A 24,556-nucleotide genomic window follows, 5' to 3' on the forward strand; every position below is an offset into this window, starting at 1 on the left:
GACCTCAGATAGTTCGCCAAGTAACAACTCGGCTAGACGTTACAGAAAACAACCCTCAGCATTCATCGGCAGAATACCGTCGGGGGTAGGTGACCCCTCACGATGAGGGTGAACCTTTTCAATACACTTTGCCATATTGCAAATGCAATAAAAACCCATCTATTGCTAGAGCCTGTTGCCCTTTGCTGGTTGAATGTAGTTCGAGACAAAAACGTTTTAATCAAGGTGAGTGGATTGCAGCCTAGTCATCTAAGCAAAATTCACTTAACAAAGAGTAAAACATTTTTAGCCGAACCTTTCGGGCAGCGTTTGTTGGGTATTTCTACTGCGTTCTCAGCTATTTATGTAGAATAACTACACCACAAAGCTTCTGCCTTGTATAACTACCCCATCATTCGCTGCAAAAACAACCTTGAAAGTTCAACAGGCCCTAGGTGGTCTTTAAGTTTTCAGTGTTTAATCTCGTCACTCGAACCTTATTGGTTCGAAAAATCATTTTCTACTAACTTCTGCTTATTTTCAGCTTGTGGCACGTGACACTGAGTACAATTGAAGTATTTGTTATTAAGCTTATCGTCAGCAAGAATGTGTGACGAATGGATCTCCGTAGCTTTCATGCGCTGGGCTTTTGCAGAACTGTGGCAAGTCATGCAGCCATTTTTCTTAATGGTGATGCTGTAGTCGGCTTTATGCGGGATCAGCGGCGGCTGGTGGATAAAGCTACGCTCGATTGATGCCCCCTTTTTAGGGTAAATGGGCATTGCATCGGCTGGACGGACATCGGTGATGTTCGATCTTCCGAGTGAACTAATATTGACAGGCTCAGCTGTGTTGTGGGTTTGCTGACCAGTGCAGGCACCTAGCGCCATGAGCGCGACTAAAGTGAGTACTTTTTTCATTGGTTGTTCTCCGCCTTTAGGGCAATTCGATTACGCTTTTATCACTTTTACTGGACACTTCTTGTAATCGGTCTCTTTCGATAAGGGATCGGTCGCATCGAGCATGAGCTTATTCACCAGCTGACGTGCATCGAAAAACGGCATAAACACTACGCCTCTTGGCGGCTTGTTACGGCCCTTGGTTTCGACGCGGGTTTTGACTTCACCGCGAGGTGAGGCAACGACGACCTCATCGCCGCGCTGCAGGCCTCGGGCTTTGGCGTCTTCGGGGTGCATAAAAATTTGTGCATCGGGATAGGCGCGATACAGCTCAGGCACGCGAGCAGTCATGGAGCCGGTATGCCAGTGCTCTAGCACGCGACCGGTTGACATCCATAGGTCATATTCGCTGTTAGGCACCTCGGCTGCGGGCTCATAAGGCAGGGCAAAAATCACCGCTTTACCATCGGGATGGCCGTAGAAATTAAAGCCTTCTCCCGCCTTAACGTAAGGATCGCTACCTTCGACAAAGCGGCGTAGGGTTTCTTTGCCGTTAACGACAGGCCAGCGCAAACCGCGAGAGGCATGGTAGGCATCAAAGTCTGCCAAGTCGTGGCCATGGCCGCGCCCAAACTGGGCATACTCTTCGAACAGGCCTTTTTGCAGATAGTAACCCACGGCCGCCGACTCATCATTCAGCTCGCCTTTGCAGTCAGACTGCGGGAACTTGTTGACAACACCGTTGGCAAATAACACCTCATACAGGGTCTTATCGGCGTACTCAGGCTTTTTGGTTATCAGCTCTGCTGGCCATACTTCTGACACTGTAAAGCGCTTCGAAAACTCAATTAATTGCCATAAGTCTGACTTAGCCCCTTCAGGCGCTTTGACTTGCTGATGCCACATATGGGTGCGGCGCTCGGCATTACCATAAGCCCCCTCTTTTTCTACCCACATGGCCGTTGGCAGAATCAAGTCTGCTGCCATGGCGGTGACGGTTGGATATGGGTCAGATACCACAATGAAATTGTCTGGGTTGCGGAAGCCGGGGTAGATCTCCTCGTTAATATTGGGGCCCGCCTGCATGTTGTTGGTGCACATGGTCCAATAGCAGTTGAGCTTGCCATCTTTAAGCATACGGCTTTGCAATACGGCGTGATAACCGGGCTTGGGCGGAATGGTGCCTTCGGGCAACTGCCAATGTTTCTCTGCGATGGCCCTATGCTCGGGATTGGTCACCACCATGTCGGCGGGCAGACGGTGGGCAAAGGTGCCCACTTCACGGGCGGTACCGCAAGCCGAAGGTTGGCCTGTGAGTGAGAAAGGGTTATTACCGGGCGTGGCGATCTTGCCCGTCAACAGGTGGATGTTGTAGAGCATGTTGTTGGCCCATACACCACGGACGTGCTGGTTGATCCCCATGGTCCATAGGCTCATGATTTTCACATTGGGATCGGCATAGGCTTGGGCCATGATCTCGAGTTTTTCAGGCTCAACACCACTCATCTTTGCGGCGTATTCTAGGGTGTAAGTACTGACAAATTTAGCGTACTCATCGAAGCTAATGGCGGTCGATTTACCATTGCCTGGGTTTTTGGCTTGTTGCTCTAACGGATGCTCAGGGCGTAAGCCGTAACCTATATCTGTGATGCCTAAGGCAAATTTAGTGTGTTTGTTAACAAAGTCCTTGTTAACCGCATTATTTTGGATGATGTAGTTGGCTATGTAGTTCAGAATGACCAGATCGGATTGCGGCTTAAACACCATGGGATTATCGGCGAGGTCGAAGCTGCGGTTTTCGAAGGTAGATAAGACATGTACCCGACAATCGGCATTGCTGAGGCGGCGATCTGACAAACGTGCCCACAAAATGGGATGCATCTCGGCCATGTTGGCGCCCCACAATACAAAGTGGTCGGCCGCTTCTAGGTCGTCATAACAGCCCATGGGCTCATCGATACCAAAGGTGCGCATAAAGCCCACCACGGCAGACGCCATACAGTGACGCGCGTTAGGGTCGATGTTGTTGCTGAGAAAACCGGCCTTGTGCAGTTTAGAGGCGGCGTAACCTTCCCAAATGGTCCATTGGCCCGAGCCAAACATGCCCACCGCCGTCGGCCCTTTGGTTTTGAGGGTGTGTTTCCACTTTTCGGCCATGGTATCTAAAGCGACATCCCAACTGACGGGCGTAAATTCGCCCTCTTTATGATATTGGCCGTCTCTCATGCGCAGCAATGGCGTAGTGAGTCTGTCTTTGCCATACATGATTTTTGATAGAAAGTAGCCTTTAATGCAGTTAAGGCCTTTGTTAACCGGACTTTCTGGGTCGCCCTTAGTGGCAACCACTTTACCGTTATTGGTGCCCACTAATACACTACATCCCACGCCACAAAAACGGCAGGGGGCTTTATCCCACTTGATGGTGTCTGTTTGCTCTGCAGCTTCAACGATCTTTACTGGCAGAGTGACTCCCACTGCGGTGGCAGCGGCAACTGCGGCGTTGGCTTTGAGAAACTCGCGGCGGCTAATGCTCATGGTGTTTCCTCACTCTTTTCTTCTACAGGTTCAACTTGATGATAGATAAGGCTGCTCGATAGCACCCCGTTGAGGGCGTTAATGGCTTCGATGTTTTTGAGTATCGATGCTTGTGACTCACCCTCTAGGGTGACCACAAACTTTGCTTGGTCGCTGATAGCGTGGATATCTGCGCCGGCTAAAGCCTCGATATCTGCGGTAATTTGTGCCACTGCGCTTGGCGCAGCGTGTACCACTAAACTGGTGATATGGTATTCCTGACGCATGGGGTTACCTTGTTATTCGCAGTAACGATAGCCAACGCTGTCGGTTAGTTACAGTGACCGCTTTAGGGTTAAATTGAGTCTAAGCCTTGTTATTTTTGTGGGTATACCTCTTGAGAGGTAACTGATTGGTTTGTCGATCAAGATCAAGTTTTTAAGCGTGACCTAACACTCAGTTCGTTATTTATGGGGACCGCGCTATTGGTGTAATCAATCAGCTTAGTAAGCCGATGGGCGATTCGCCAGTGTGGTGGTGAACAAGATAAGGGCGCTTAAGTGGGCGGTTTGTCGCATTTTTTGAGCGGGCAGATGAGGGAGGCGCCTAGGAACCGATGCAATCAATCGAGGTTGTCATCTATTTGGCGGGGTGACTGTTTTATCTGGCGGCGGGCCCAAAAATGGCGGGAGCCATTGCTGGCCAATGGGTTCACGGGGCGTGATAACGCATATTGGGCTAGTCATTGTACTTTTCATTATGCTATTCGCTATCGGCTAATAGCCTGTTAGCTCCATATAGCCAGTGCCTTGATGACTGCCCGATATGCTAATGGGGCCTTCCCAATAGCTCACGCTCAGTGGCATATGGCTGTCACGATTTAACGGCTTAATCGTCAGTTGCAGTTGTTCACTTGCAATGGCGATGCGCCAACCCACAGGGTATCGCCCCGACGGCGTTTGCTGCCAGTCGGTGGGCGTCATTTTAATGTCTGTGGGGGCGCTGGTGGAGTCGATATTACGCCCGCTGCCATCGGCATACATGCGTCTGGCGCTGTAGAAATGACTCGCCTGATTATCGTCGCTGCGCAATTGAAACAGCATCAGCGCCGAGCCATCGTCTAAACGCAGCGCAAACCAATCCCAGCCTTGTTGATGTTTATTGAGGAACTGTGAACTCCACTCTCTGTCGAGCCAAGCGTCGCCTGAGACATTAACCGACTTACCCTCTAGGGTGACTTCGCCAGTGACTTGGATGAAAGGCTGGCTGTAGTAATAAGAGGCTACGCTGCCATCACCGCTTTTAATGCTGTAGCCCTTATCGCCCTGTAATTGATAAGGGGCGCTAGTGTTAAGTGCCAATCGATAACTGAGCTGCTCATCGCTGACGGTTAAGGTTGCCGGAAACAGGTCTTGGCTTTGACTCTGCCACAGCCAGTTGTCGAGTTTAATCGCCAATGGCGCCGCATCGCTGCCGGCTAATTGAGGTTGAGCCCGTGCCCAGCGCTCTTTAGCCACATGTTGCTGGGCGGTGGTCACCGCGCTGTGGGCCATATACAGCTGGTTGGTGGCCCAGACTGATGAGGATTCACTCGTTTTGGGCGATAGGGCTATCCTAAATTGTGTCCATTGCAGCCCCAGAGGTTGGCCCGATGCCGTGGTGAGGTTGGCGGTCAAATACCACCACTCTTGGCGAAAATCGTTATGGGCTTGGTGATCTTCAGGAAAGCGCAGGGTTTGCCCAGGGGTGACCTGAGTATAGCCCTGTAGATTATCGCCCATCAGTGAGCCCATTGCGCTTTGAGGCTTGGTGTCTGGTGCATCGCAGCCAAGCAGTAAGAGTAATAGGGTGAACAGGCCCGCGCGGGGCGAGGATAATAGCGTCATAACACATCACTCTGTAGGCTACTGATGAGAGGGCGGCGAGTTTGCTGATACAAGGGCAGTGCTACGGCAAAGCCACTAGCGACTAGGGCGAGCAGAGTCACTTCGAAGTAGGCTTGCCAATCCCATATCATGGCGATGCTCCAACCAAAGGCTTGTAGGGTCACTTTATTGATCAGCAAGTAGCCTAGTAGCGCGCCAGTCGGCAGGGCAACAATACAGGTGAGTATGACCATTAACAGCATTTGGCTGGTGACCATAAGGGAGAGCTGGCGGCGATTAACCCCTAAGGTGTACAGGCGTGCAATCGGCGCCATACGGGCTTGGGTCAACATATAACAGGCGCTAAACAACCCAATGGCGGCCACCAATAAGGTTAAGCTATTAAGCACCTTAGTAATGGAAAAAGTGCGTTTAAACATCTCTACCGCTTGCGCCTTAATACGGGCTTGGCTGTATATCAGTGCATCTGATAGCGAAAACTTTTGCATCAAGCCTTGGCTCAATTGGGTTAAGTCGCCTTGATAGGTCACCGCTAAGCTAATGGGTAAGGTGGACAGCTTGGCTTGGTGCCAGGTGACAGTAGAGACGATGACCTCGCCATAGGGGTTACCATAGTCGTAGTAAATCGCCCCCACGGTAAGGGGACTATCGCCAAGCACATCGACCTTAATCGTGTCGTTTAACCCCAGCTGGTGTTTGATGGCAAAAGGTTCACTGACCATCACCACATCACCGGTTAAAAAGCGCTGCCACAAGTTATCGACAGCGGTTTTAAGCACTGTGGTGTGTTCAACAGAGTAGTCATCACGGGCGACTAAGTAGATAGGCTGCTGCTTAGCGCGGCTCTTAATCGACCACTGCTGATAAATGCCTGTGACCTGTTTATCGGCGGCTAAATAGGCTTCAATTTGCTGCATCTGGCTGCTTGGTGGGCGGATATAAAGGTCGGCATGCAAACGCGCGTTGAGCCACTGTTTGAGCGTGAGTTCGAAACTGCCCACTAGGCTATTCATCGAAATATTAGCCGTTAGTGCCAGCAGCATGGCCATCATGGCGAGGGAGAGCGGTGGGATAAGCTCCTTGGTCTCGGCTATTTGATAACCGACTAACCCTTTGGGTGCCACGCGCTCAATAACTTGAATTAATTGCTGTAATAACCAAGGCAAGGCCAGCGGGATACTGAGCACCACTAAGCCTAATAACGCCATGGTGATCCGGTAATGATCGGTTAATGCCATGCCAATTAAGGCCACTGCTGCCAAGCACAACGACACCCATAGCTGCCGCTTATGGGCACGATGGGCACTGGCTTGTTGATTAAATTGCCCGGCGCTCTGGGCCAGCGGTTGGCGCAGCAGCTCGATAAACAGCGAGCTACAGGCCAGTAAGGCGGCGATAAAGGTTAACAAGGTCGCCTGAGCGAGCCATTGCCATTGCCATATTCCCGGTAAAATGGTGGCCCCATAGAGCTGCTCTAGGGTCACTGAGACCATAGGCTGTAACCAATAACTAAGCTGCAAACCGCCAATAAATCCGATCAGCGAACCTACCACAACCAACAGCAGCAGCTCGCTCGCGAGTGCCGACATGATTGACAGTTTCATGATGCCTTGCTGCTGCAACTGAGTGATCAGCCGTTTACGTTTAAGCAGGCTGTAACGCACGCCGTTATAAGCGATAAACAGGCCGACAATAAAGGCCAGTAGGCTCATGGCGGTGAGGTTAAGGTGAAAGCTGTTCGTGAGCGCCTTCATGCTATCGCCATTGTCACTTGGGCTGAGATGAGCCTTATTCTCAAGCCACTGCTCTATTTGGACTTTTTGTGCGCTAACATCGTTAAAAATGGCGATATAACTCAGTTGCTGCGGTTTATTGAGCAGTTGCTGTGCCAGCGAGATATCCATCAGTAGGCGGTTGCCTAAATTAAGCTGGTCATCCACAGCGATAACATTGAGCGTTTGCCCCTCGACAGTCAACGTAGGTTGATTGAGCTGCTTGGCGTTTGATTGACTCATTAATACGATAGGCTCGCCAGCGATAAGTTTTGCCAGTGGCAGCGCGTCACCGTTAAAGCGATGCCGACTTGAGGCGTTCTCGTCATTTGAACTATGACTACTTGCTGCGCTCATGGCGGCGATGATGTCGCTACCTTGTACTTGCCAGCGCCGTGCCTGTTCGTCCACCAACATGCCTTGCACTACCGCCAGACTGTGGGTGATCCCCTGTTGGCGCAAGGTAAAATAGAGCTGTTCATTTAAGGGGGTATTAGGCAGTGGGGTGATAAACCACTTAGCTTGCTGGCTTAACAGTTCGGTGGCGTTACTATAGCTGTTGATCGCATTTTCATTGGTGGCGCGCACGCCAGTAAGCAGGGTGACCGCGAGGATAATACCGATAATAATCGCGCCCGCTTGCAGCGGTGATTGTCGATAATGCGCCAAGAACACCCGCAGGGTGAGCTGCCAACCTTTTAGGGGGTGAGGATTACCTATGTGACGGCCACTGGGTGGGTTATTCATGAACCTTGCCCAGATCCAGGTGCCAGCGGCGCTGCATAAACTCGGCGCACTCTTGGCTATGGGTGACCATTAAAATACTGGTGTGGTGTTCAGCCGCGAGAGCGCAAATCAGGCGCATTACCTCAAGGCTGGCCTGTTGATCTAAATTGCCCGTGGGTTCATCGGCGAGTAACAGCGCAGGTTTATGTGCCAGCGCCCTTGCAATGGCCACGCGCTGCTGTTGTCCGCCAGACAGGGTTTCGACATGGCGTTTACGCAAGGCGCAAAGCCCTAAGGTGTCGACTAGGTGATCGCACCAAGGGGTCCAGCGCTCGTTATTGAGGTGCAAGGGGAAAGCGATATTGTCCTCAACATTAAGCGGGGTGAGCAGATTAAATTGCTGAAAAACAACCCCTAGTTGCTGGTGGCGAAACTCACTCCAACGCGCATCATTCCACTGGGTAGTTGGCGCTCCCAAAAGGGATAAGGTGCCCGAGGTCGGCCGCTCAAAGCCGGCAATAATATTGAGTAAGGTGCTTTTACCGCAGCCACTGGGGCCAGTTAAGGCAACGGTGTCGCCTCGCTGCAGGTGTAAATCGACATGATCGAGTACCTGATGAAACTTATCGCCGTCGGTAAATCCTTTGCAGATCTTATCCAGCGTAATAACGCTTGTACTCATCACAACTCCTGTAGTACATCACCATAGCGGCAAGCTCTGGTTAAATAATGCGCGAGTAAGATATTGGTAACACAATGCAATTTAACATTCATCTTCTAATTGCATTGATTGTCGATTGCATCAAATAAGTGGCTGATTAAGACCGTGGGGTTATACGAAGGATAATCGATAAAAGATCGACTTTGGTTGAACTGCATAAAATGATAATAAATGCCAGTGTCCATAATGGTTTTAATTTATTGCTTTTATTAAGGTACTAATGCAAATAGCGATGGTTGAGCAAATTTGGCATATTAATCACCTCTGAACACCTCTGAACACCTCTGAACACCTGTGGAATGACGCATTCTCTATGAATTGAGCTTGTGGATGATCCTACTTTCTTGTTACCTTTAGCGAAAATTTAAGCGTAAGTAAGTGGCCCCATGAACAATCTTGTGATCAAACCTAATTATGTCAGTCTATTTAACTGTGTCGGCCCTGAGTGTGAGGACAGTTGCTGTAATGACTGGACCATTACGTTTGATAAGAAAAGCTATAAAAAAACCGTTAGCCATCCTCAGTTTGCCTCGCTTGCCAAGATAGCCTTTACCGAGGTGAAAAAGAATGCGGCGAATTGGGCCGCCATTAAGCTTGATGAGCAGGGAGGCTGTCCGTTTCTCGATGAAAAAAAACTGTGTAATATTCATAAGCATGCTGGTGAAGCGGCCTTGAGCGACACCTGTAAGACTTATCCTAAACTTGACCGTCTTGTTGGTGGTAATAAGTACCGCTCGCTGAGTATGTCTTGCCCTGAAGTCGCGCGTATCGTGTTGTTTCATCCCGATGCATTTCAATTTGATGTGCAAAAGAGTGGAAATAAGGCGGTAGTTAAGCCCTCTCCGGTATGGCTCGAAAAAAGCCATGAGTACAGCCTAGAATTATTAGCTGGCTTAGGGCTCGATTGGGAGCCGGCGCTGCTGGCCATTGGTTTATTACTGAAAACCAGTGAAGAGGTGCGAGCGGGCCTGTTACCCGATAGCGCCCTCGATGAGCGTTTTTTACAACTGAAGCAATTTGCCGAGGCGGGATTATTGGTCGAGCAATACGCTAAATTGCCTTATGCCCCTATCCCGCAGTCGCACGCCTTTTTGGGTATTCATTCTACTTTTTGTAAAATTCACTCTCGGGCCACAAGGGCGCGTTTTACTCGCTTAAACGAGGCGGTATCGGCCATCTGCAATGAAGACAACGAGTTTAGTGTCGCGGCCATGAATCAGGCGTGGAATGCTATTGCGCTCCCCGCCTTAGGTGAGCATGGCGATCTGTTTGAGCGTTATATTCTCTACGCCATTTTTCATCATCACTTTCCTCTGCTTGGCGAAGAGGCGCCGCTGAAGGCCTTTAGGTTGTTGGTGCTCGATTGCTTTATCATGCGCAGTTATCTCTCGGCGATGGCGCACCAGCATAAGCAGCTTACTGAGAGTGACATCATCTTGTGTTTTCAGATCTATCAGGTGGTCAGGCAGCATCGTCCAGTTATGGCACAAACTATTGAAGAGGTGATGCGAGAGTGTGAGATTGAGTCGGTGCCTGCGGTGATAAATCTATTAAAAACTCAGCCGTAGTCTGAGGTAGTAAGATCAAAAATGGGGCAATTATGCCCCATTTTTATTGGGGGTAACCGAGATAATGCATTGAACTAATGAACCTACGCAGTAATTTGCTCAACGATAAGCTGTTTGCGTTTAGCAAAGTAGTGGCGAGTTTCTGCCAGAATCACATCTCTTAAGCCGATGATCGCAATGAGGTTAGGGATCGCCATTAGGCCATTGACGGTATCGGCCAGCATCCAAATTAAGTCCAGTTGGATAAAGGCGCCGGCGGCGATTAAGCCTAAAAATAACCATTGATAGATTTTAATGCCATGCTGGCCGAGGCGGTTACCCGTGAGGTAGTGCCAGCAGCGTTCGCCATAATAGTGCCAGCCCAAGATAGTAGTAAAGGCAAAACAGACCAGCGCGATAGTCACCACATATTGACCGACGATGACCGAGCCACCAGAGGCAAATGCGGCGCTAGTCATGGCGGCGCCAGCAGTGTCGCCATTCCAGACGCCGGTGATGATCAACACTAAGCCTGTCATGGTACAAATTAAGATGGTGTCGAAAAACGTGCCCGTCATGCTCACCAGCCCTTGCTCAACCGGCTCGTTGGTTTTTGCCGCCGCGGCGGCAATGGGCGCACTCCCTAGACCAGACTCATTGGAAAATACCCCGCGAGCAATACCAATTTGCAGTGCTTGGGCCACAGTAGCGCCAAGGAAACCTCCGGCGGCCGAGATCGGAGTGAAAGCTGAGTGCAATACCAATTCAAAGGCTGGGATTATTTGCTCTGAGAAGCTAAATAAAATCCAGATGCAAGCCAATACATAGCCTATCGCCATAGTGGGTACTAACTTTTGTGCGACATTGGCGATGCGTTTAACCCCGCCCAAGGTGACAGCGGCGACTAACAAGGTTAAGACCAAGGCGGTCCCCCAAGTGGGGACGTCGAAGGCAATGGTTAAGGCATCGCTAATCGCATTGACTTGGGCGAAGGTGCCGATCCCAAAGAAAGCCACGCCAATACCAAATAGGGCAAAGAGTTTTGCCAGCCAAGGTAGCCCCAAGCCGCGTTCAATATAGTACATGGGGCCACCGGCAATATTGCCACGTTCATCGACCGTGCGGTATTTCACCGCCAGCATGCATTCGGCGTACTTGGTCGCCATGCCAAAAAAAGCGGCTAGCCACATCCAAAAGAGAGCGCCAGGTCCACCAATTTTTATGGCGGTAGCGACGCCAACAATATTACCTGTACCTATGGTGGCCGATAGGGCGGTGCACAGCGCTGCAAAAGATGACAGATCCCCTTTACCGCTGGCGGGCTTAAATAGCAGGCTTAACGCCAAGGGTAATTTAAACACCTGTAATAGCCGCAGTCGCAGAGTGAGGTATAGACCGGTACCAACCAATAAACATAGGGTAATGGGGCCCCATACAATGGCATTGATATCTGTGAGTAAAGCGTGAAAGTTCATGTTGTTCCTCGAGTATTAAACTGCTTGACGATTCGTCTTAATAATCGGAGGAGGAAAAGAAATGGCTGAATTTCGGTATCGTAAAGTGCAGATGTGCTGTTTCGGCCAAGCGATGGCAAAAAGTGGGCAGCGGCAAATGACGACGCATACAGTCATCCTCTCCTCTGTCCTTTTGCCTGAGCGTTTCGCGGTAATGGATTGATACCATCGCCACTTTCGCCTTCGGCGCTGTGTCATATTTAGGCAAACGCTCACCTATCTGTGCACAGTCTCTCCAGAGGCTCGTCCAGTAACAGTCCTCACCACATAAGTGGTACCTGAAAGAGTGCTCTGTACGTTAAGCGCTGAGCTTATGCATGCAGAGTTGCCTCGTCGGTGTGGGGTTAATCCCCGCTCTCCTGCTACCTTCATCCGAACGGATCCCTTTTACAGATGAAGTGATACCACTTGAGTCTGTAAAGGGGGTGATATCATGCGCTAATTGCGGTTGTGGCTCAAGGGTGTAATTTCACATTTGTGTATTATCTCGGCCGCTCGCTGATTTTTTGAGCGGGTGTCAATAGCAGTTAATGACCTTGGTTAATCTTGGCGTTAATCTAGGCTTAAAGCCTCAGATATAAATTATTTATGCCTAGCCCCTTACATCTATGCTTGCTGTAGGTTTACAATAAAAACCATAATCACACCGTGGTTATAAAACTCTTATGTTGCTAAGCGTTGTTGCTTTTTCGCACACAGAGACTCTAAGGTGTATCGTCACCTCATTGACTTGCCCAAACTTGCCCTCGCGCAAACAAGCCGTGATCTCGACTCATTACACTCGATAGCCCGTTAGTGTGTTGCAAGCGTTAGCGCTAGATTATCGGGATTAAGATGTTATCAGCACTGAAAAAATCATTGAGTAAATCGCTGTCTGGCGCCGAGTTGCAAGCCAATGTGTTGGCGGGCTTAACCGTTGGTGTCATCGCGCTGCCCTTATCTATGGCACTGGCTATTGCTAGCGGTGTGCCGCCGCAGCATGGCCTGTATACCGCTATGGTCGCTGGGGCAATTATCGCCATTACCGGGGGCTCTAAAGTCAATATTTCGGGGCCAACAGCGGCCTTTGTGGTGATTTTGCTGCCGATAGTACAGCAGTTTGGCTTAGGCGGTTTGCTGCTGAGCGGTTTTATGGCGGGCATGATTTTAGTGCTGATGGGCATGGCGCGACTGGGTAGGCTGATTGAAATAGTGCCCTATCCTGTCACGATAGGCTTTACCGCTGGTATCGGGGTGGTGATCGCCACATTACAAATTAAAGACTTTTTTGGTCTGAGTGTGGCGCCTGTAGAAGGGCACTATTTACAACAGGTGTCGGCCATAGGCTCGGCATTTTCGAGTATCACTTGGCAGGAAACCTTAATTGGTACAATCACCTTAATGGTGTTATTGCTGTGGCCAAAGTTGCGTTCAAAAATACCGGCACACTTAGTGGCACTGACCGTTGGCGCCCTCGTGGCGTGGTTGTTAACCCAAGGGCTAACCGATTTTAGTGTGGCGACCATAGGTAGCCGTTTTCATTATGAAATTGCTGGGGTGGCAGGGCAAGGGATCCCGCCATTATTGCCCAGCTTTACCTGGCCATGGGCGCTGCCCGATGCCAGTGGCGCTCCCATAGGATTGAGTTTTGAGCTGATTAGGCAGCTGCTACCTTCAGCTATCACCATCGCCATATTAGGCGCATTAGAGTCTTTGTTATGTGCGGTGGTAGCCGATGGCATGTCGGGCAAACGGCATCACTCTAATGATGAACTGATTGGTCAGGGGATAGGTAACATGGTAGCGCCCCTGTTTGGGGGGATCCCAGCTACGGCGGCCATCGCCCGCACGGCGGCGAATGTGAAGGCGGGGGGGAGCTTGCCGCTGTCGGCCGTGGTGCATAGCGGGTTTATCTTATTAAGCATCTTAATGTTGTCACCGTTATTGGCCTATATTCCGATGGCGTCGATGGCGGCGTTACTGTTAGTGGTTGCCTGGAATATGAGTGAGGCGCGCCATTTTATGCGCACGCTCAAGATCGCGCCTAGAGACGATGTGGTGATTTTACTCGCCTGTTTTTTACTGACAGTGTTATTTGATATGACCATTGCCGTTGCAGTCGGTATGGGGATGGCGGCGATATTGTTTATCCGCCGCAGCATTAGTTTGAGTGGTCCTAAAGCGATGAAGCTCGACCACGAACATTATGCGATTCCTGAGCAAGTGGTTATTTACGATATCGATGGGCCGCTGTTTTTTGGCTCGGCGCAAAAGGCGCTGCAAACCATCACGGCGGTACGCCCCGACGTACGAGTGGTGATTTTAGATATGTCCCATGTCACCTTGCTCGATATGAGTGCCATTGTCGCGATGGAATCGATAGCTCAGCAACTAGAGAGCAAAAATGTGGCGCTTATCATTAACAATCTGCAGCCAAGAATGATCCTTAAATTACGTCGCGCAGGCATAAGAAAGCGTCAGGGGAAGGTGGCCTACGCGCGCCACCTTGAGGACAGTTTAACGCTCGCCAAACCCCTGTGCTAATGGATTATATATCGCTTATGTTGCTGTTATGTAAGCTGTTTAATTCTACTTGTTCGCCGTTGTTGCAATGAAAGTCGGTTATTAATAATTAACTATTTAATGTTGCTAGTCGTTATCACTAATGTTATTTCTTGCGTCGCTGTAGTAGGATTCAGCATCTGCAACGCAAGTTGTTTGCAGGTTTATTGCAATAATAGCGGCATAAATTGGGTGTCACTCGGTTACCGGGCTGGTGAGCAATACGACCTTTAGCCAGTAGGCGGCTCAATATAAGTCACTGAAAATATATAATAATTATAACTTACTCATAAATATGGATGGTGATAACAATGCTCATATTCTTTATTTGTATTGCGTTACTCATACTGGCCTATAAATTTTACAGTCCCTTTGTAGAACGTCAGGCGGGTATCGATCCCAATGCAGAAACCCCGCAATCTCGTTTTAATGATGGTGTCGATTATGTCGAAGTTCATCCTGCTAAAGCTTTTTTAATTCAATTTCTGAACGTTGCTGGTGTGGGGCCGATTTTTGGTCCTATCTTAGGCGCGTTATATGGTCCTGTGGCGCTAGTCTGGATTGTACTGGGTAACATTATTGGTGGTGCGGTGCATGACTATTTCTCTGGTGTGTTAAGCATCAAAGAGGATGGCAAGAGTCTGCCTGAGATAGCTGGTCACTATTTTAATATTTACTTTAAAGGTGTAATGCTGCTCTTTACCGCCATGCTGCTGTTTTTTGTTGGCGTAGTGTTTATCATGAGTCCAGCGGGATTGTTAAGTAATCTGGATTTTTTCAAAGACACTATTTTTGCCAATAATACCTTCTGGGTATTATTGATCTTGGGGTATTACTTCCTCGCGACCTTACTGCCTATCGATAAAATCATCACTAAACTTTACCCATTCTTCGGGCTATTAATGATTGTAATGACAGTATCGATTGCGGTGGCATTGCTGTTTAATGCCCCACAACTACCAGAGATGGGCGATATATTTGCTTACTTCGATCACAGCCATTACAACAACGATCTATTGGCCCCCAACCCTGATGGTTTACCTGTTTGGCCACTGTTGTTTGTGACCATTACTTGTGGCGCGATCAGTGGTTTCCACTCGACTCAGGCACCTATCATGGCGCGCTGTCTAACCAATGAAAAATATGTGCGTCCAGTGTACTACGGCGCAATGATGTCAGAAGGTATTGTGGCGTGCGTATGGGCAATGGCGGGTATTGCCGCATTCCCTGGTGGCTATGTTGAGCTAAAAAGCATTCTCGATGCTGGCGGCCCAGGCTTAGTGGTTAATCAGGTGGCGTCCACTTACTTAGGGGTTGCTGGTGGTATTATGGCGATTATTGCCGTGGCGGTGTTTCCTATCACCTCGGGTGATACAGCATTTCGCTCACTGCGATTAACCATTATCGATGCGTTTAAGATCCCACAAAGTATTCGTAATCGTCTCTTGGTGGCCTTGCCTATTCTGGTTATTGCTTACTTTATGACGAAAATAGACTTTTCTCTGATCTGGCGTTATTTTGCTTTCTCTAACATGCTGTTATCGACCAGTGTATTGTGGCTAGCGACTAAATATCTGTTTGATCGTGGCACCATCCACTGGATCGTGAGTTTACCCGCTATCGTGGGGACCAGTGTAACCGTCTCTTATATCGCTACAGCTGGTATCGGGTTAGGGCTTGAGCAGTCATTAAGTCAGCCCATAGGTATTGCGGCAGGGGTGATCTCCTTGGTTGGTATTATCATCGCAGACAGAAGACGTAAGGTCGCCATTGCATAAGCAGTCTGAGTGACTCTCGTTAACAACCGCTCCATGTTGCATGGGGCGGTTTTTTTATGTCTAGTATGATTAAAATACAGTGGGGCGGGTTAAGTCGAACCGCAGCGCTTCTGAAATGCCGTAATAGGCCGATGGGCCACCGGCCCGCAGTATTGGCTCGGCCAGCGCGGTTTGATACACTCCCTGAGCGTCAAGCAGATGCGGCGCAATATGCACAGCAACCACCTCGCCAAGGACTAACCAAGTATTAATTTTGTCCCCATTAGCCGCCTGCAGTTGAATGCATTGCGCTAGTTTACACTCAAAATTCACTGGGCTTTGTGCCACCCTATCTGCCGCCACGAGAACGCCCGGGACGGGAGTTAACCCAGCAAACTCAAACTCATCGCGCCCATGGGGTAACGCCGCCGAAGTTTGGTTCATCTGCTCGGCCAAGGGGCGCGTGGCCAAGTTCCAGACAAATTCACCCGTATCGACAATATTGGCCACGCTGTCTTTATAGCCGACGCTGGCAAAGCCGATGATGGGCGGATGATAGTTAAAGCAGTTAAAAAAACTATAAGGTGCCAGATTGCGGCGACCTTGGGCATTGCGTGAGGCGATCCACCCAATAGGGCGTGGGCCTATAATGGCGTTTAAGGGGTCATGGGCTAGACCGTGGCCGTTGCGAGGTTCGTAATAGTAGCGCTCACCTGTACTCATATTGCACCTGAAGTTATTGCCAGTAAGGATCATTTAAGCGCCAATTACGACCAAATACAAACCTTCTCGGACTATTTAGTCCAGTGGGTTACCGGTTTTTTGGGGAGTCGTTCTCGCTATCAGGGGGCTGGGTTATACTCGCTGATACCTAATGTCAAAGGAGACGTTTTAATGATTATTTTGACCACCAATTTGGGCGATATTGAGATTGAACTCGATATGCAGCGCGCGCCGATCAGCAGTAAAAACTTTCTCAAATATTGCCAAGAGGGATTTTTTGAGGGAACCATTTTTCATCGAGTGATCAAAGGTTTTATGATCCAGGGTGGCGGTTTTAGCGTCGATATGCAGGAGAAATCAACGCGGGCGGCTATCGTTAATGAAGCCAATCGTGGTCTTAGTAATGTTAAAGGCACCATTGCCATGGCGCGTACCGATGCGCCGCATTCAGCCACTGCCGAGTTTTTTATTAATCTTGCCGATAATACCTTTTTGGATCATGTCGCTACGACCAATGTCGGTTGGGGATATGCGGTGTTTGGTCGCGTAAACGCGGGCATGAATGTGGTCAATCAAATTGCCCAGCAAAAGACCCAGTCGCAAGGCGAGTATGATGATGTTCCAGTCAAGCCCATAGTGATTGAAAGGGTCACCATTATGAATCCATAAGGCGGTGTCTGAGCTAGATTGACGGTAATGCAATCAAGCTGTGAGGTGGGGCACAGTTTTCTGTTTACGACTCCTTTAAGGTAATAGTTATTGGCGCACGCCAATAACTTGCCGGCTAACATCACTTATTTCATTCCTTGAGATTGGCATCATTTTTACTCATACATGGTTGATATTGTTTGTAAATCTAGTGGGTAAGATGGGGTGTTGTAGGCATAAGATAGATAATTAATGAGGTTGTTTTATGCCTAGACCCAAAAAATGTCGCCGTCTGTCATCTTGCGTACCTTGCAGCATGTTTAAGCCTAATGGTATGCCCGCGGTTGAGCTGACGAAAATACAGCTCGAGGCCGATGAATTTGAAGCGTTAAATTTAGGTGATGTGCAAAAGTTGAGTCAACTCGATGCCGCCGCCTTAATGGGGGTGTCGAGACAAACCTTTGGTAACTTATTAGCCAGTGCGCGTAAAAAAGTCGCTACGGCCATAACTCAAGGCCATGCTTTGTTACTTCCTCAACCGATAGATAGGGAACCATTATGATTATTGCATTGCCGATGAGCCGAGGCCGGCTTGCCACCCATTTTACTAAAGCGCCGTTGATTGGTTTTTTTAACCAATATCATCAGCTAATCACAACTGTAGAGAACCCCGCATTGGCTGGCGGATGTAGCGCTAAAAAAGCCCTGTTAAATCTGATCGGCGCGCAAAAAACCGCTATCGTTATCGTACAACATATTGGCGAACGTATGCTGGGTAAGTTGTTAGATGCGGGGATCAGTGTGAGCAAAGGCGATAGCTGTGACAGTATTGAGACCCTGCTTACCAATAGCTTGGATGTCAATCGACGTATGGTTGATGCATCCCAAGGACGGGCCTCACTTCATCATGCCAAGAAAGGCGGTTGCTGCGCCAGCAGCGGTGCTTGCGGTTGCGGGCAGAGCAAGCCTGATCAAGCCGCGCCATTATTGGCTCGAGTTGAGCCAATGAGTAACCTTGTGGCAAGTTATTCAAGGTTACGACCCGCAGGCAAGTAACTCTTTGTTATTGTCTATTGGCAGTTAATGCAGCGCATAAAGCTGCATTAACTCACTATCTGTCCAGCTTTAGTTTGTTATTAGACTATTTCATACTGGGTGAACCCTGCATCCATTTAATCTAGTCCAACATCTGATAGGGGCGAGCTATCGCCTCGTTAACATCCCTTATCGAAAACACCTTAGCAAAGCGGCCAAAAGCTTGCCCATAAAAATAGAGCTCTACCACTGGCAGGCTAAACACATGATACGCAGCGGCAATAGCCGGGTGTCTCTGGCAGTCGATATAAGCCCATTTCATTTGGTTAAACTCATCACGTAGCATGTCACCTATTCGCGGTTTAATGCTCTGACAAACCCCGCAATGGGGAGCGCCAAACAGTAATAGCACGGCGTTATTTTGTTGCAATAACAGCTTAAGTTCTGCGGCAGAGTGGATCTCAATTGGAGCGGACATCTTGATTGACCTTATGTATTCAAAAAGGCGATATAAGCCAGTATCGCTGGGGTAATCACCTGAAGCTAACTACCTATAAAGCGGTATTTTTATCGCATATCTTAGCGTAATTGCCCTAGGTAGATCACACTTCTCTATTTAGGAAAGTTTATCGGTTGTCGCTTGCGTCTGCTGTGGTTACACTGAAATTATAAGTTGTATTTATAATGTTTGTTTTGGTTGTCGTTATCGCCATACACACAGGTGAGTTTGATGTGAATTAGTCAGCATTTATAGCGTTAATCATGGAGTCAGAGTCACGTGAGTAAGTTTATCACTCAGTCGTTCCGCTTATGCGCCGTTATTCATGGGCAGATGTTATTAGGCTAAGTGACCTTGAATCAGTCAATTATGTTAGATGTTAAATTGGAAAAGTCATGTTGAATATCGATGATCCGCGTGAAACAGAGCAAACAGCCGCAATATGGCGTTTAGGTTTTCGGCCGTTTTTCCTAGGAGGAGCCGTGATCGCCACCTTGTACATTCCCTTATGGTTGGTGGCCTGGTTTTTACCGCAATTTAGTCTATTCCCTAGTCAATTTTGGCTTAAGGTGGTGCCATTATGGTGGCATCCCCATGAGATGCTATTTGGTTTCGCGTTGGCCATTGTCTGTGGTTTCTTGCTGACATCGGTGCAAACGTGGACCAACCAACCTAGCTTAAAAGGACGCCCACTAGCGTTGACATTCGCGTGTTGGCTGATGGCGCGGTTATTGTTGTTACTGCCTATGGCGCTGCCGCTATGGCTCCCCGCGTTATTTGATTCACTGTTTTTAGCCATCACGGCGATGACCTTATGGCGCTGTATATATAAAGTGAAGCAGTGGCATAACATCGGCTTCCCTATCATGTTATTGCTTGCTTTAGTGATTAATTTACTCAGTTACTATGCGCTCAGTGAGCGTAACTTCAGCTTAAGTCAGCAGATTTGGCAGGCGATGCTATGGTGGCTGGGGCTGTTGATCACCATAGTGGGTGGGCGTGTTATTCCCTTCTTTACGGCTATGCGAATTAAGCTGCCTAAGCCTAATCCTATCGTGATCTTAGACCGCTGCCTTATCCTGTTGATGTTGGCACTTGTGCTGCAAGCGATGGTTAAGGTCTTACCAGCTAATATCGAGCAAGGTTTGCTGGTCGTTGCCGCCTTGCTGCATTTGGTGCGCTGGTCCCGTTGGTATCCCCATAAAACCTTGGGTGAATCTTTATTATGGTCGCTGCACAGCGCTTACTTATTCTTGCCAATTACCTTGGCCGCTCTGGCGTGGAACATCGATGATGAGAATGCTTATCGTCAACTATTACACCTGTTTGCCATAGGTACACTCGCTGGCATCTGTTTGTCGATGATCTCTCGGGTGTCGTTGGGTCACACTAGTCGCAATATTTATCAGGGGCCCAATATGACTCTCGCCTTTGTAGGGCTAATCATGGCGGCGTTGCTGCGTGCGGTCCTGCCACTGTTGTGGCCGCAATATGCGCAGACTTGGCTGTGGTTGGCGGCGGGGTGTTGGACTGTCTCCTTCGGGCTGTTTGTGTGGTTTTATGTGCCGATCCTCACCCAGCCTAGGATCGATGGGCGCCCCGGGTAGGAGGCGCTGCTCAATATTTGTATTAAACGTAGTTAAAGAAGGATGATTTATAATGTTGTTTAATAAGGGTTTATTTAGCTCCACCCTAGGGCGAAACAAAGGGTTGTTATTAACGCTATTGGGTAGTGTTATGTGGATAAGCTATGGCTACGCCCAGACAGAGTCGGCCAGCCCTAAAGCGATGCAGGCTAAGTTTCCTAATCAATATATGAGTTGGGCGGCGACATCAGAGCAGGAGGAGCGAACCGATATGTTGGCCAGCTACCCCGCTGCTATTGTTTTATGGGCCGGCTCTGCATATGCCAAAGAATATCACAGCCCTCGTGGTCATCATTTTGCGGTGGCGGATGTGAGCCATACCCTACGTACTGGCGTGGCGCCAGCTGCTGGGGAAAAAGGCCTATCGGCGAGTTGCTGGACCTGCAAATCACCGGATGTGCCAAGATTAATCGATAAGCTGGGAGTTGAAGGTTTTTCGGCGCAAAACTTTACCGATCTCGGCACCGAAATGAACAGCGTGGTGTATTGTACTGATTGCCATGTTAACGGCTCTGCCGAATTAAGCTTACCACGTCCCCACGCTCAAGATGCCATGGCTAAGGTGCACCTGCCCTTTGATAAACAGGACAGCAATATGCAAGGGGCTCAAGTGTGTGGCCAATGTCATGTGACCTACTATTTCCAACCAGAGCGCAGTAATAAAGTCAATATTCCGTGGATATTTGGTAGCACAGCTGACCTTATCGAGAAGTATTATGATGCGCGTCGTTTTTATGAGTGGATCCACCCAGTATCGAAAACCCCTATTTTAAAAGCGCGCCATCCTGAATTTGAGCATTGGAGCCGCAGCCAACATGCTGAGGTTGGGGTCACCTGTATTAGCTGCCATATGCCACCGGCAAAGGACGCTACGGGGCAGGAGTTCACGAATCATCAAGTGAGTGACGCATTAGCCAATTATGAGCAAGTGTGTCAAGACTGTCATGGTAATAAATCAGCGTTAGTGGACAGCTTGCAACAGGCTAAGACGCAAATAGATGCCAAGGCTCGTGAGGTAGAAGGTTTGTTGGTGAAGGCGCATTATGAAGCTGGTGCTGCATGGGAAGCGGGGGCAAACTGGGCCATGATGAATGATGCCATCATGGCTATTCGACATTCACAATGGCGCTGGGACTTTGCCATGTCGTCACACGGCATATATGCCCATAACCCTGAAGAGGGCAACGAGTTGCTCGATAAGGCGATTGTTCAGGCTAATGAGGCACGCCGCCATTTGGCTGCAGTGTTGAAAGAGCTAGCCGTTACCCAAGTCAACTATCCTGATATATCGACGAAACAGACTGCTCAGCAGGCTGTAGGCATAGATTTAGATAAGTTGACCGAAGAGAAACAGGCGTTTATTAAACAAGAGATTGATGAGCACTGGCCAGCAGTGAGCCATCATGGTTACTCAATCGATTAATCTGAGTGCGTTATTGGCATTAATTATGGCTATGGACAATCACCCATCTGAAGCGATTAACTATGGTGACTTATGTATAGTCATTCAAGTTTATAGCCATTAAAGATGGGGGGAGCTTGCCAAGGGGGAATACCGATAAGGGCGCAATCGTGATAATGATTGCGCCTTTTTATGACCGTAATTAGGTTGATAAGGTGACGGCAAGGTCAACGTTATCCTTACCGATATACGGCTTAATATGGCGATTATTGAAAGGTATAGAGTAGGTTGAAGGTGGTGACCGTATCGGTTTGTTTCGAGCCTTCGGGCACCACTTCGGTGTACTTAACGTTCATACCTATTTTAAATGCCCAATCTTGGAATAGGGTATTTTTATAACTTAAATCTAGAGTTAAGGTATTGTTTTCTTTGCCTGCTTCGGCGGTCAGGTCGGCATTAAAACTAGTGTACTCATGGATGCGCTGCTCAAATTTGGCTGCGGTACGTAAAATGATATCACGATCGGCGGCGGGGTCGGGAATGTCATCGGTGACTGCTGGTAAATTATAACGATAACCAGGGCCAACCTCTAAACTAAGGCGGGTGTTATTGTCGCTGATCGCATCAAAACCATAGCCAGTTGAAACGGTAGAGCTGCGGGTATAACTACCGAAGCGGTCTTTAATAAAGTCGCCGCGAGCGAACACATAGCCGCTGTAAAATTTATAACTGGATTGTAACTGCAGATCGTACTTTTCCGAGGTGGTTTTTTCCGCATCGGCGGCGTAATAGGCTTTAATCACCCCTTCTTGACGGTATGCGGTTGTATCGTAAACTAATTTTGTTCGGCCATTAAAACTGCTGGAGTCGGTGTTACCTGTGTTGATTTGTAAACCTGCTTCGATTTCAGCGGAAAAATCACTGGGTGGCTCTTGGTAGTCGGGTGGAACAAGCGCCCAGGCGCTGTAAGAAAGAGTGAGTGTGACGAATAAAAGAGTTGCTCTTATCATTATTATTGTTCTTATTTTGTTTAAGTGAGCCCAGATTAGACGCTCGTCAAAACGACAGCCCAGTATCATACCGTTTCAATGCCCTGTCGGTAAAGTCCATCGGCTTAAGATATTGCTTGAATTTTGTCGGGTGTGCGGGTAATATTCCGCGGCTTAATTCAGTCACTTTAATTAGTTCCTTGCCTCTATTTGGTTTGACTGAGCCAACAACGAGGCTAGATAACCGTAAGGAGCAAAAAAATGCGTCATTATGAAATCGTATTTTTAGTTCACCCTGATCAGAGTGAACAAGTGCCAGGTATGATCGAACGTTACACGGGTATTCTTACCCAAGCTGGCGGTCAAATCCATCGTTTAGAAGATTGGGGCCGTCGTCAACTGGCTTACCCAATCATCGAATTGCATAAAGCTCACTATGTTCTTATGAACGTAGAAGCGACTGCAGAATCGGTTGAAGAGCTAGAAACAGCTTTCCGTTTCAACGACGCTGTTCTTCGTAGCATGGTTATGCGCACTAAAGGTGCCATCACTGAAGCTTCTCCAATGGCTAAAGCAAAAGACGAGCGTGATTCACGTCGTTCTAGCGAAGATCGTCCAGTTGCTGATGCAGCTGATGAATCTGAAGAAGCCGCTGAAAACACAGCAGAGTAAGTTTTTCTGTGTCCACCAATAACTTGGTGTTGTCTGGAACCATAACCCGTTCTAGAAGCTTTAAAAGCCCAGCAGGTATCGCGCATTGTGTGATTATGTTGGAACACAAATCGCAGTGTTATGAAGCTGAAATGCTCAGAAACGTATACTGTCAGATACAAGTCATATTGAGCGGCGAACGCTTTGAAAGCGTTACAGACAAACTGAAATCCGGGGTGGATATCGAGGTTCAAGGTTTTATTGCTCTGCAACAAGGGCGAAATGGCCAAAACCGTTTGGTATTACACGCTGAAAATGTCGAATTGAAAACTTAGGAGACTGTCACATGGCACGTTATTTCCGTCGTCGCAAGTTCTGCCGTTTCACTGCAGAAGGCGTTACAGAGATCGATTACAAAGATATCGCTACTCTAAAGAACTACATCACTGAAAGTGGTAAAATTGTTCCTAGCCGTATCACTGGTACAAACGCTAAATATCAACGTCAACTAGCTCGCGCCATCAAGCGTGCTCGTTATCTTTCTCTACTGCCGTACACTGATTTACATCAGTAATACCGCATTAATTTAGAGGAATATACAATGAACGTTATTTTACTTGATAAAATCGCTAACCTAGGCAACTTGGGTGACCAAGTTTCTGTAAAAGCGGGTTACGCACGTAACTACCTTTTACCAAAAGGTAAAGCTGTTGTTGCTAACGCTGCTAATACTGAAGTTTTTGAAGCACGTCGTGCTGAATTAGAAGCTAAGTTAGCTGCTGAACTAGCTGCTGCAAACGAGCGCGCTGAGAAAATCAATGCACTTGAGCCTGTTGTTATCGCTTCTAAAGCGGGTGACGAAGGTAAGCTATTCGGTTCAATTGGTAACCGTGATATCGCTGATGCAGTAACTGCTGCTGGTGTTGAACTTGCTAAGAGCGAAGTTCGTCTTCCACTAGGTGCTATCCGCACTACTGGTGAATACGAAATTGATGTTCAAGTTCACACTGAAGTGAAAGCTGTAGTTAAATTTTCTGTTGTTGCAGAAGCTTAATAACTTAGCTTAATCGCTTTAAAGAGAGCACCGCACTAACGTGATTAGGGCGG

General features: G+C 48.5%; 22 protein-coding genes and 1 riboswitch. Of the genes, 12 read left to right on the forward strand and 10 right to left on the reverse strand.

Annotation, left to right across the window (positions count from 1 at the left end; genetic code table 11):
• Positions 1-476 precede the first annotated feature (476 nt).
• The 6 genes from DVO77_RS09405 to DVO77_RS09430 form a co-directional block, all read right to left on the reverse strand.
• The gene (locus DVO77_RS09405) at positions 477-899 is read right to left on the reverse strand and encodes a nitrate reductase cytochrome c-type subunit (RefSeq protein WP_119978146.1); all 423 of its coding nucleotides are present in this window, start codon (positions 897-899) and stop codon (positions 477-479) included.
• A gap of 30 nt (positions 900-929) precedes the next feature.
• Positions 930-3,413, reverse strand: coding sequence for a nitrate reductase catalytic subunit NapA (napA, locus tag DVO77_RS09410; protein ID WP_119978147.1), 2,484 nt, complete (start codon positions 3,411-3,413; stop codon positions 930-932).
• Entirely contained in the window at positions 3,410-3,679 is a 270-nt protein-coding gene (locus DVO77_RS09415; RefSeq protein ID WP_119978148.1) for a chaperone NapD, read from the reverse strand. Before DVO77_RS09415 ends, napA begins: the two co-directional genes overlap by 4 nt.
• Before the next feature lie 489 nt (positions 3,680-4,168).
• Positions 4,169-5,278: a lipocalin-like domain-containing protein gene (locus DVO77_RS09420; protein WP_119978149.1), complete on the reverse strand. Its 1,110-nt coding sequence runs from the start codon at positions 5,276-5,278 to the stop codon at positions 4,169-4,171.
• Positions 5,275-7,797, reverse strand: coding sequence for an ABC transporter permease (locus DVO77_RS09425; protein WP_119978150.1), 2,523 nt, complete (start codon positions 7,795-7,797; stop codon positions 5,275-5,277). Before DVO77_RS09425 ends, DVO77_RS09420 begins: the two co-directional genes overlap by 4 nt.
• Positions 7,790-8,458: an ABC transporter ATP-binding protein gene (locus DVO77_RS09430; protein WP_110457134.1), complete on the reverse strand. Its 669-nt coding sequence runs from the start codon at positions 8,456-8,458 to the stop codon at positions 7,790-7,792. Before DVO77_RS09430 ends, DVO77_RS09425 begins: the two co-directional genes overlap by 8 nt.
• Before the next feature lie 425 nt (positions 8,459-8,883).
• Here DVO77_RS09430 and fliB point away from each other — a divergent pair, with 425 nt between their 5' ends.
• A complete protein-coding gene (gene fliB / locus DVO77_RS09435) occupies positions 8,884-10,065 on the forward strand; it encodes a flagellin lysine-N-methylase (protein WP_119978151.1) in 1,182 nt (393 codons plus the stop codon).
• Between the two features lie 83 nt (positions 10,066-10,148).
• On the opposite strand, the gene DVO77_RS09440 is transcribed toward fliB, so the two are convergent.
• Entirely contained in the window at positions 10,149-11,519 is a 1,371-nt protein-coding gene (locus DVO77_RS09440) for an alanine/glycine:cation symporter family protein (protein ID WP_119978152.1), read from the reverse strand.
• Between the two features lie 154 nt (positions 11,520-11,673).
• Positions 11,674-11,807: riboswitch (glycine riboswitch) on the reverse strand.
• Positions 11,808-12,392: 585 nt separating this feature from the next.
• On the opposite strand from DVO77_RS09440, the gene dauA reads away from it, so the two are divergent.
• Positions 12,393-14,081, forward strand: a complete 1,689-nt coding sequence (gene dauA, locus DVO77_RS09445) for a C4-dicarboxylic acid transporter DauA (RefSeq protein WP_110457137.1) — start codon at positions 12,393-12,395, stop codon at positions 14,079-14,081.
• A 329-nt stretch (positions 14,082-14,410) separates the two neighbouring features.
• The gene (locus DVO77_RS09450; protein WP_119978153.1) at positions 14,411-15,877 is read left to right on the forward strand and encodes a carbon starvation CstA family protein; all 1,467 of its coding nucleotides are present in this window, start codon (positions 14,411-14,413) and stop codon (positions 15,875-15,877) included.
• A gap of 69 nt (positions 15,878-15,946) precedes the next feature.
• On the opposite strand, the gene DVO77_RS09455 is transcribed toward DVO77_RS09450, so the two are convergent.
• Positions 15,947-16,579, reverse strand: coding sequence for a flavin reductase family protein (locus tag DVO77_RS09455; RefSeq protein ID WP_119978154.1), 633 nt, complete (start codon positions 16,577-16,579; stop codon positions 15,947-15,949).
• A gap of 171 nt (positions 16,580-16,750) precedes the next feature.
• Here DVO77_RS09455 and DVO77_RS09460 point away from each other — a divergent pair, with 171 nt between their 5' ends.
• The 3 genes from DVO77_RS09460 to DVO77_RS09470 all read left to right on the forward strand — a co-directional run bounded on the left by DVO77_RS09460 (position 16,751) and on the right by DVO77_RS09470 (position 18,283).
• Positions 16,751-17,248: a peptidylprolyl isomerase gene (locus tag DVO77_RS09460; RefSeq protein WP_119978155.1), complete on the forward strand. Its 498-nt coding sequence runs from the start codon at positions 16,751-16,753 to the stop codon at positions 17,246-17,248.
• Positions 17,249-17,492: 244 nt separating this feature from the next.
• Positions 17,493-17,789, forward strand: coding sequence for a DUF134 domain-containing protein (locus DVO77_RS09465; protein ID WP_110457141.1), 297 nt, complete (start codon positions 17,493-17,495; stop codon positions 17,787-17,789).
• Positions 17,786-18,283 (forward strand): NifB/NifX family molybdenum-iron cluster-binding protein, encoded by a 498-nt coding sequence (locus DVO77_RS09470; RefSeq protein ID WP_110457142.1) that lies wholly within the window; start codon positions 17,786-17,788, stop codon positions 18,281-18,283. Before DVO77_RS09465 ends, DVO77_RS09470 begins: the two co-directional genes overlap by 4 nt.
• A 121-nt stretch (positions 18,284-18,404) precedes the next feature.
• Here DVO77_RS09470 and DVO77_RS09475 read toward each other — a convergent pair whose 3' ends face one another.
• Positions 18,405-18,740: a thioredoxin family protein gene (locus tag DVO77_RS09475; protein WP_110457143.1), complete on the reverse strand. Its 336-nt coding sequence runs from the start codon at positions 18,738-18,740 to the stop codon at positions 18,405-18,407.
• A gap of 416 nt (positions 18,741-19,156) precedes the next feature.
• Here DVO77_RS09475 and DVO77_RS09480 point away from each other — a divergent pair, with 416 nt between their 5' ends.
• Both DVO77_RS09480 and DVO77_RS09485 read left to right on the forward strand, forming a co-directional pair.
• On the forward strand, positions 19,157-20,368 hold the full coding sequence (locus DVO77_RS09480; RefSeq protein ID WP_119978156.1) for an NnrS family protein: 1,212 nt from the start codon (positions 19,157-19,159) through the stop codon (positions 20,366-20,368).
• A gap of 130 nt (positions 20,369-20,498) precedes the next feature.
• On the forward strand, positions 20,499-21,830 hold the full coding sequence (locus DVO77_RS09485) for an ammonia-forming cytochrome c nitrite reductase subunit c552 (RefSeq protein WP_249038148.1): 1,332 nt from the start codon (positions 20,499-20,501) through the stop codon (positions 21,828-21,830).
• 245 nt (positions 21,831-22,075) lie between these two features.
• Here DVO77_RS09485 and DVO77_RS09490 read toward each other — a convergent pair whose 3' ends face one another.
• Positions 22,076-22,819 (reverse strand): DUF481 domain-containing protein, encoded by a 744-nt coding sequence (locus DVO77_RS09490; RefSeq protein ID WP_110457146.1) that lies wholly within the window; start codon positions 22,817-22,819, stop codon positions 22,076-22,078.
• A 240-nt stretch (positions 22,820-23,059) separates the two neighbouring features.
• Between DVO77_RS09490 and rpsF the strand changes: the two genes are divergently transcribed.
• The 4 genes from rpsF to rplI are packed head-to-tail and all read left to right on the forward strand — an operon-like array spanning position 23,060 to position 24,503.
• On the forward strand, positions 23,060-23,470 hold the full coding sequence (gene rpsF / locus DVO77_RS09495; RefSeq protein ID WP_110457147.1) for a 30S ribosomal protein S6: 411 nt from the start codon (positions 23,060-23,062) through the stop codon (positions 23,468-23,470).
• 8 nt (positions 23,471-23,478) lie between these two features.
• Positions 23,479-23,784, forward strand: a complete 306-nt coding sequence (priB, locus tag DVO77_RS09500; protein ID WP_110457148.1) for a primosomal replication protein N — start codon at positions 23,479-23,481, stop codon at positions 23,782-23,784.
• Positions 23,785-23,795: 11 nt separating this feature from the next.
• Positions 23,796-24,023 (forward strand): 30S ribosomal protein S18, encoded by a 228-nt coding sequence (gene rpsR, locus DVO77_RS09505; RefSeq protein WP_011867078.1) that lies wholly within the window; start codon positions 23,796-23,798, stop codon positions 24,021-24,023.
• A 27-nt stretch (positions 24,024-24,050) separates the two neighbouring features.
• On the forward strand, positions 24,051-24,503 hold the full coding sequence (gene rplI, locus DVO77_RS09510) for a 50S ribosomal protein L9 (RefSeq protein ID WP_119978158.1): 453 nt from the start codon (positions 24,051-24,053) through the stop codon (positions 24,501-24,503).
• Positions 24,504-24,556: the final 53 nt, after the last annotated feature.

Origin of the sequence: Shewanella algidipiscicola (genome assembly GCF_003605125.1) — a bacterium.
Classification (GTDB): Bacteria; Pseudomonadota; Gammaproteobacteria; order Enterobacterales; family Shewanellaceae; genus Shewanella; species Shewanella algidipiscicola.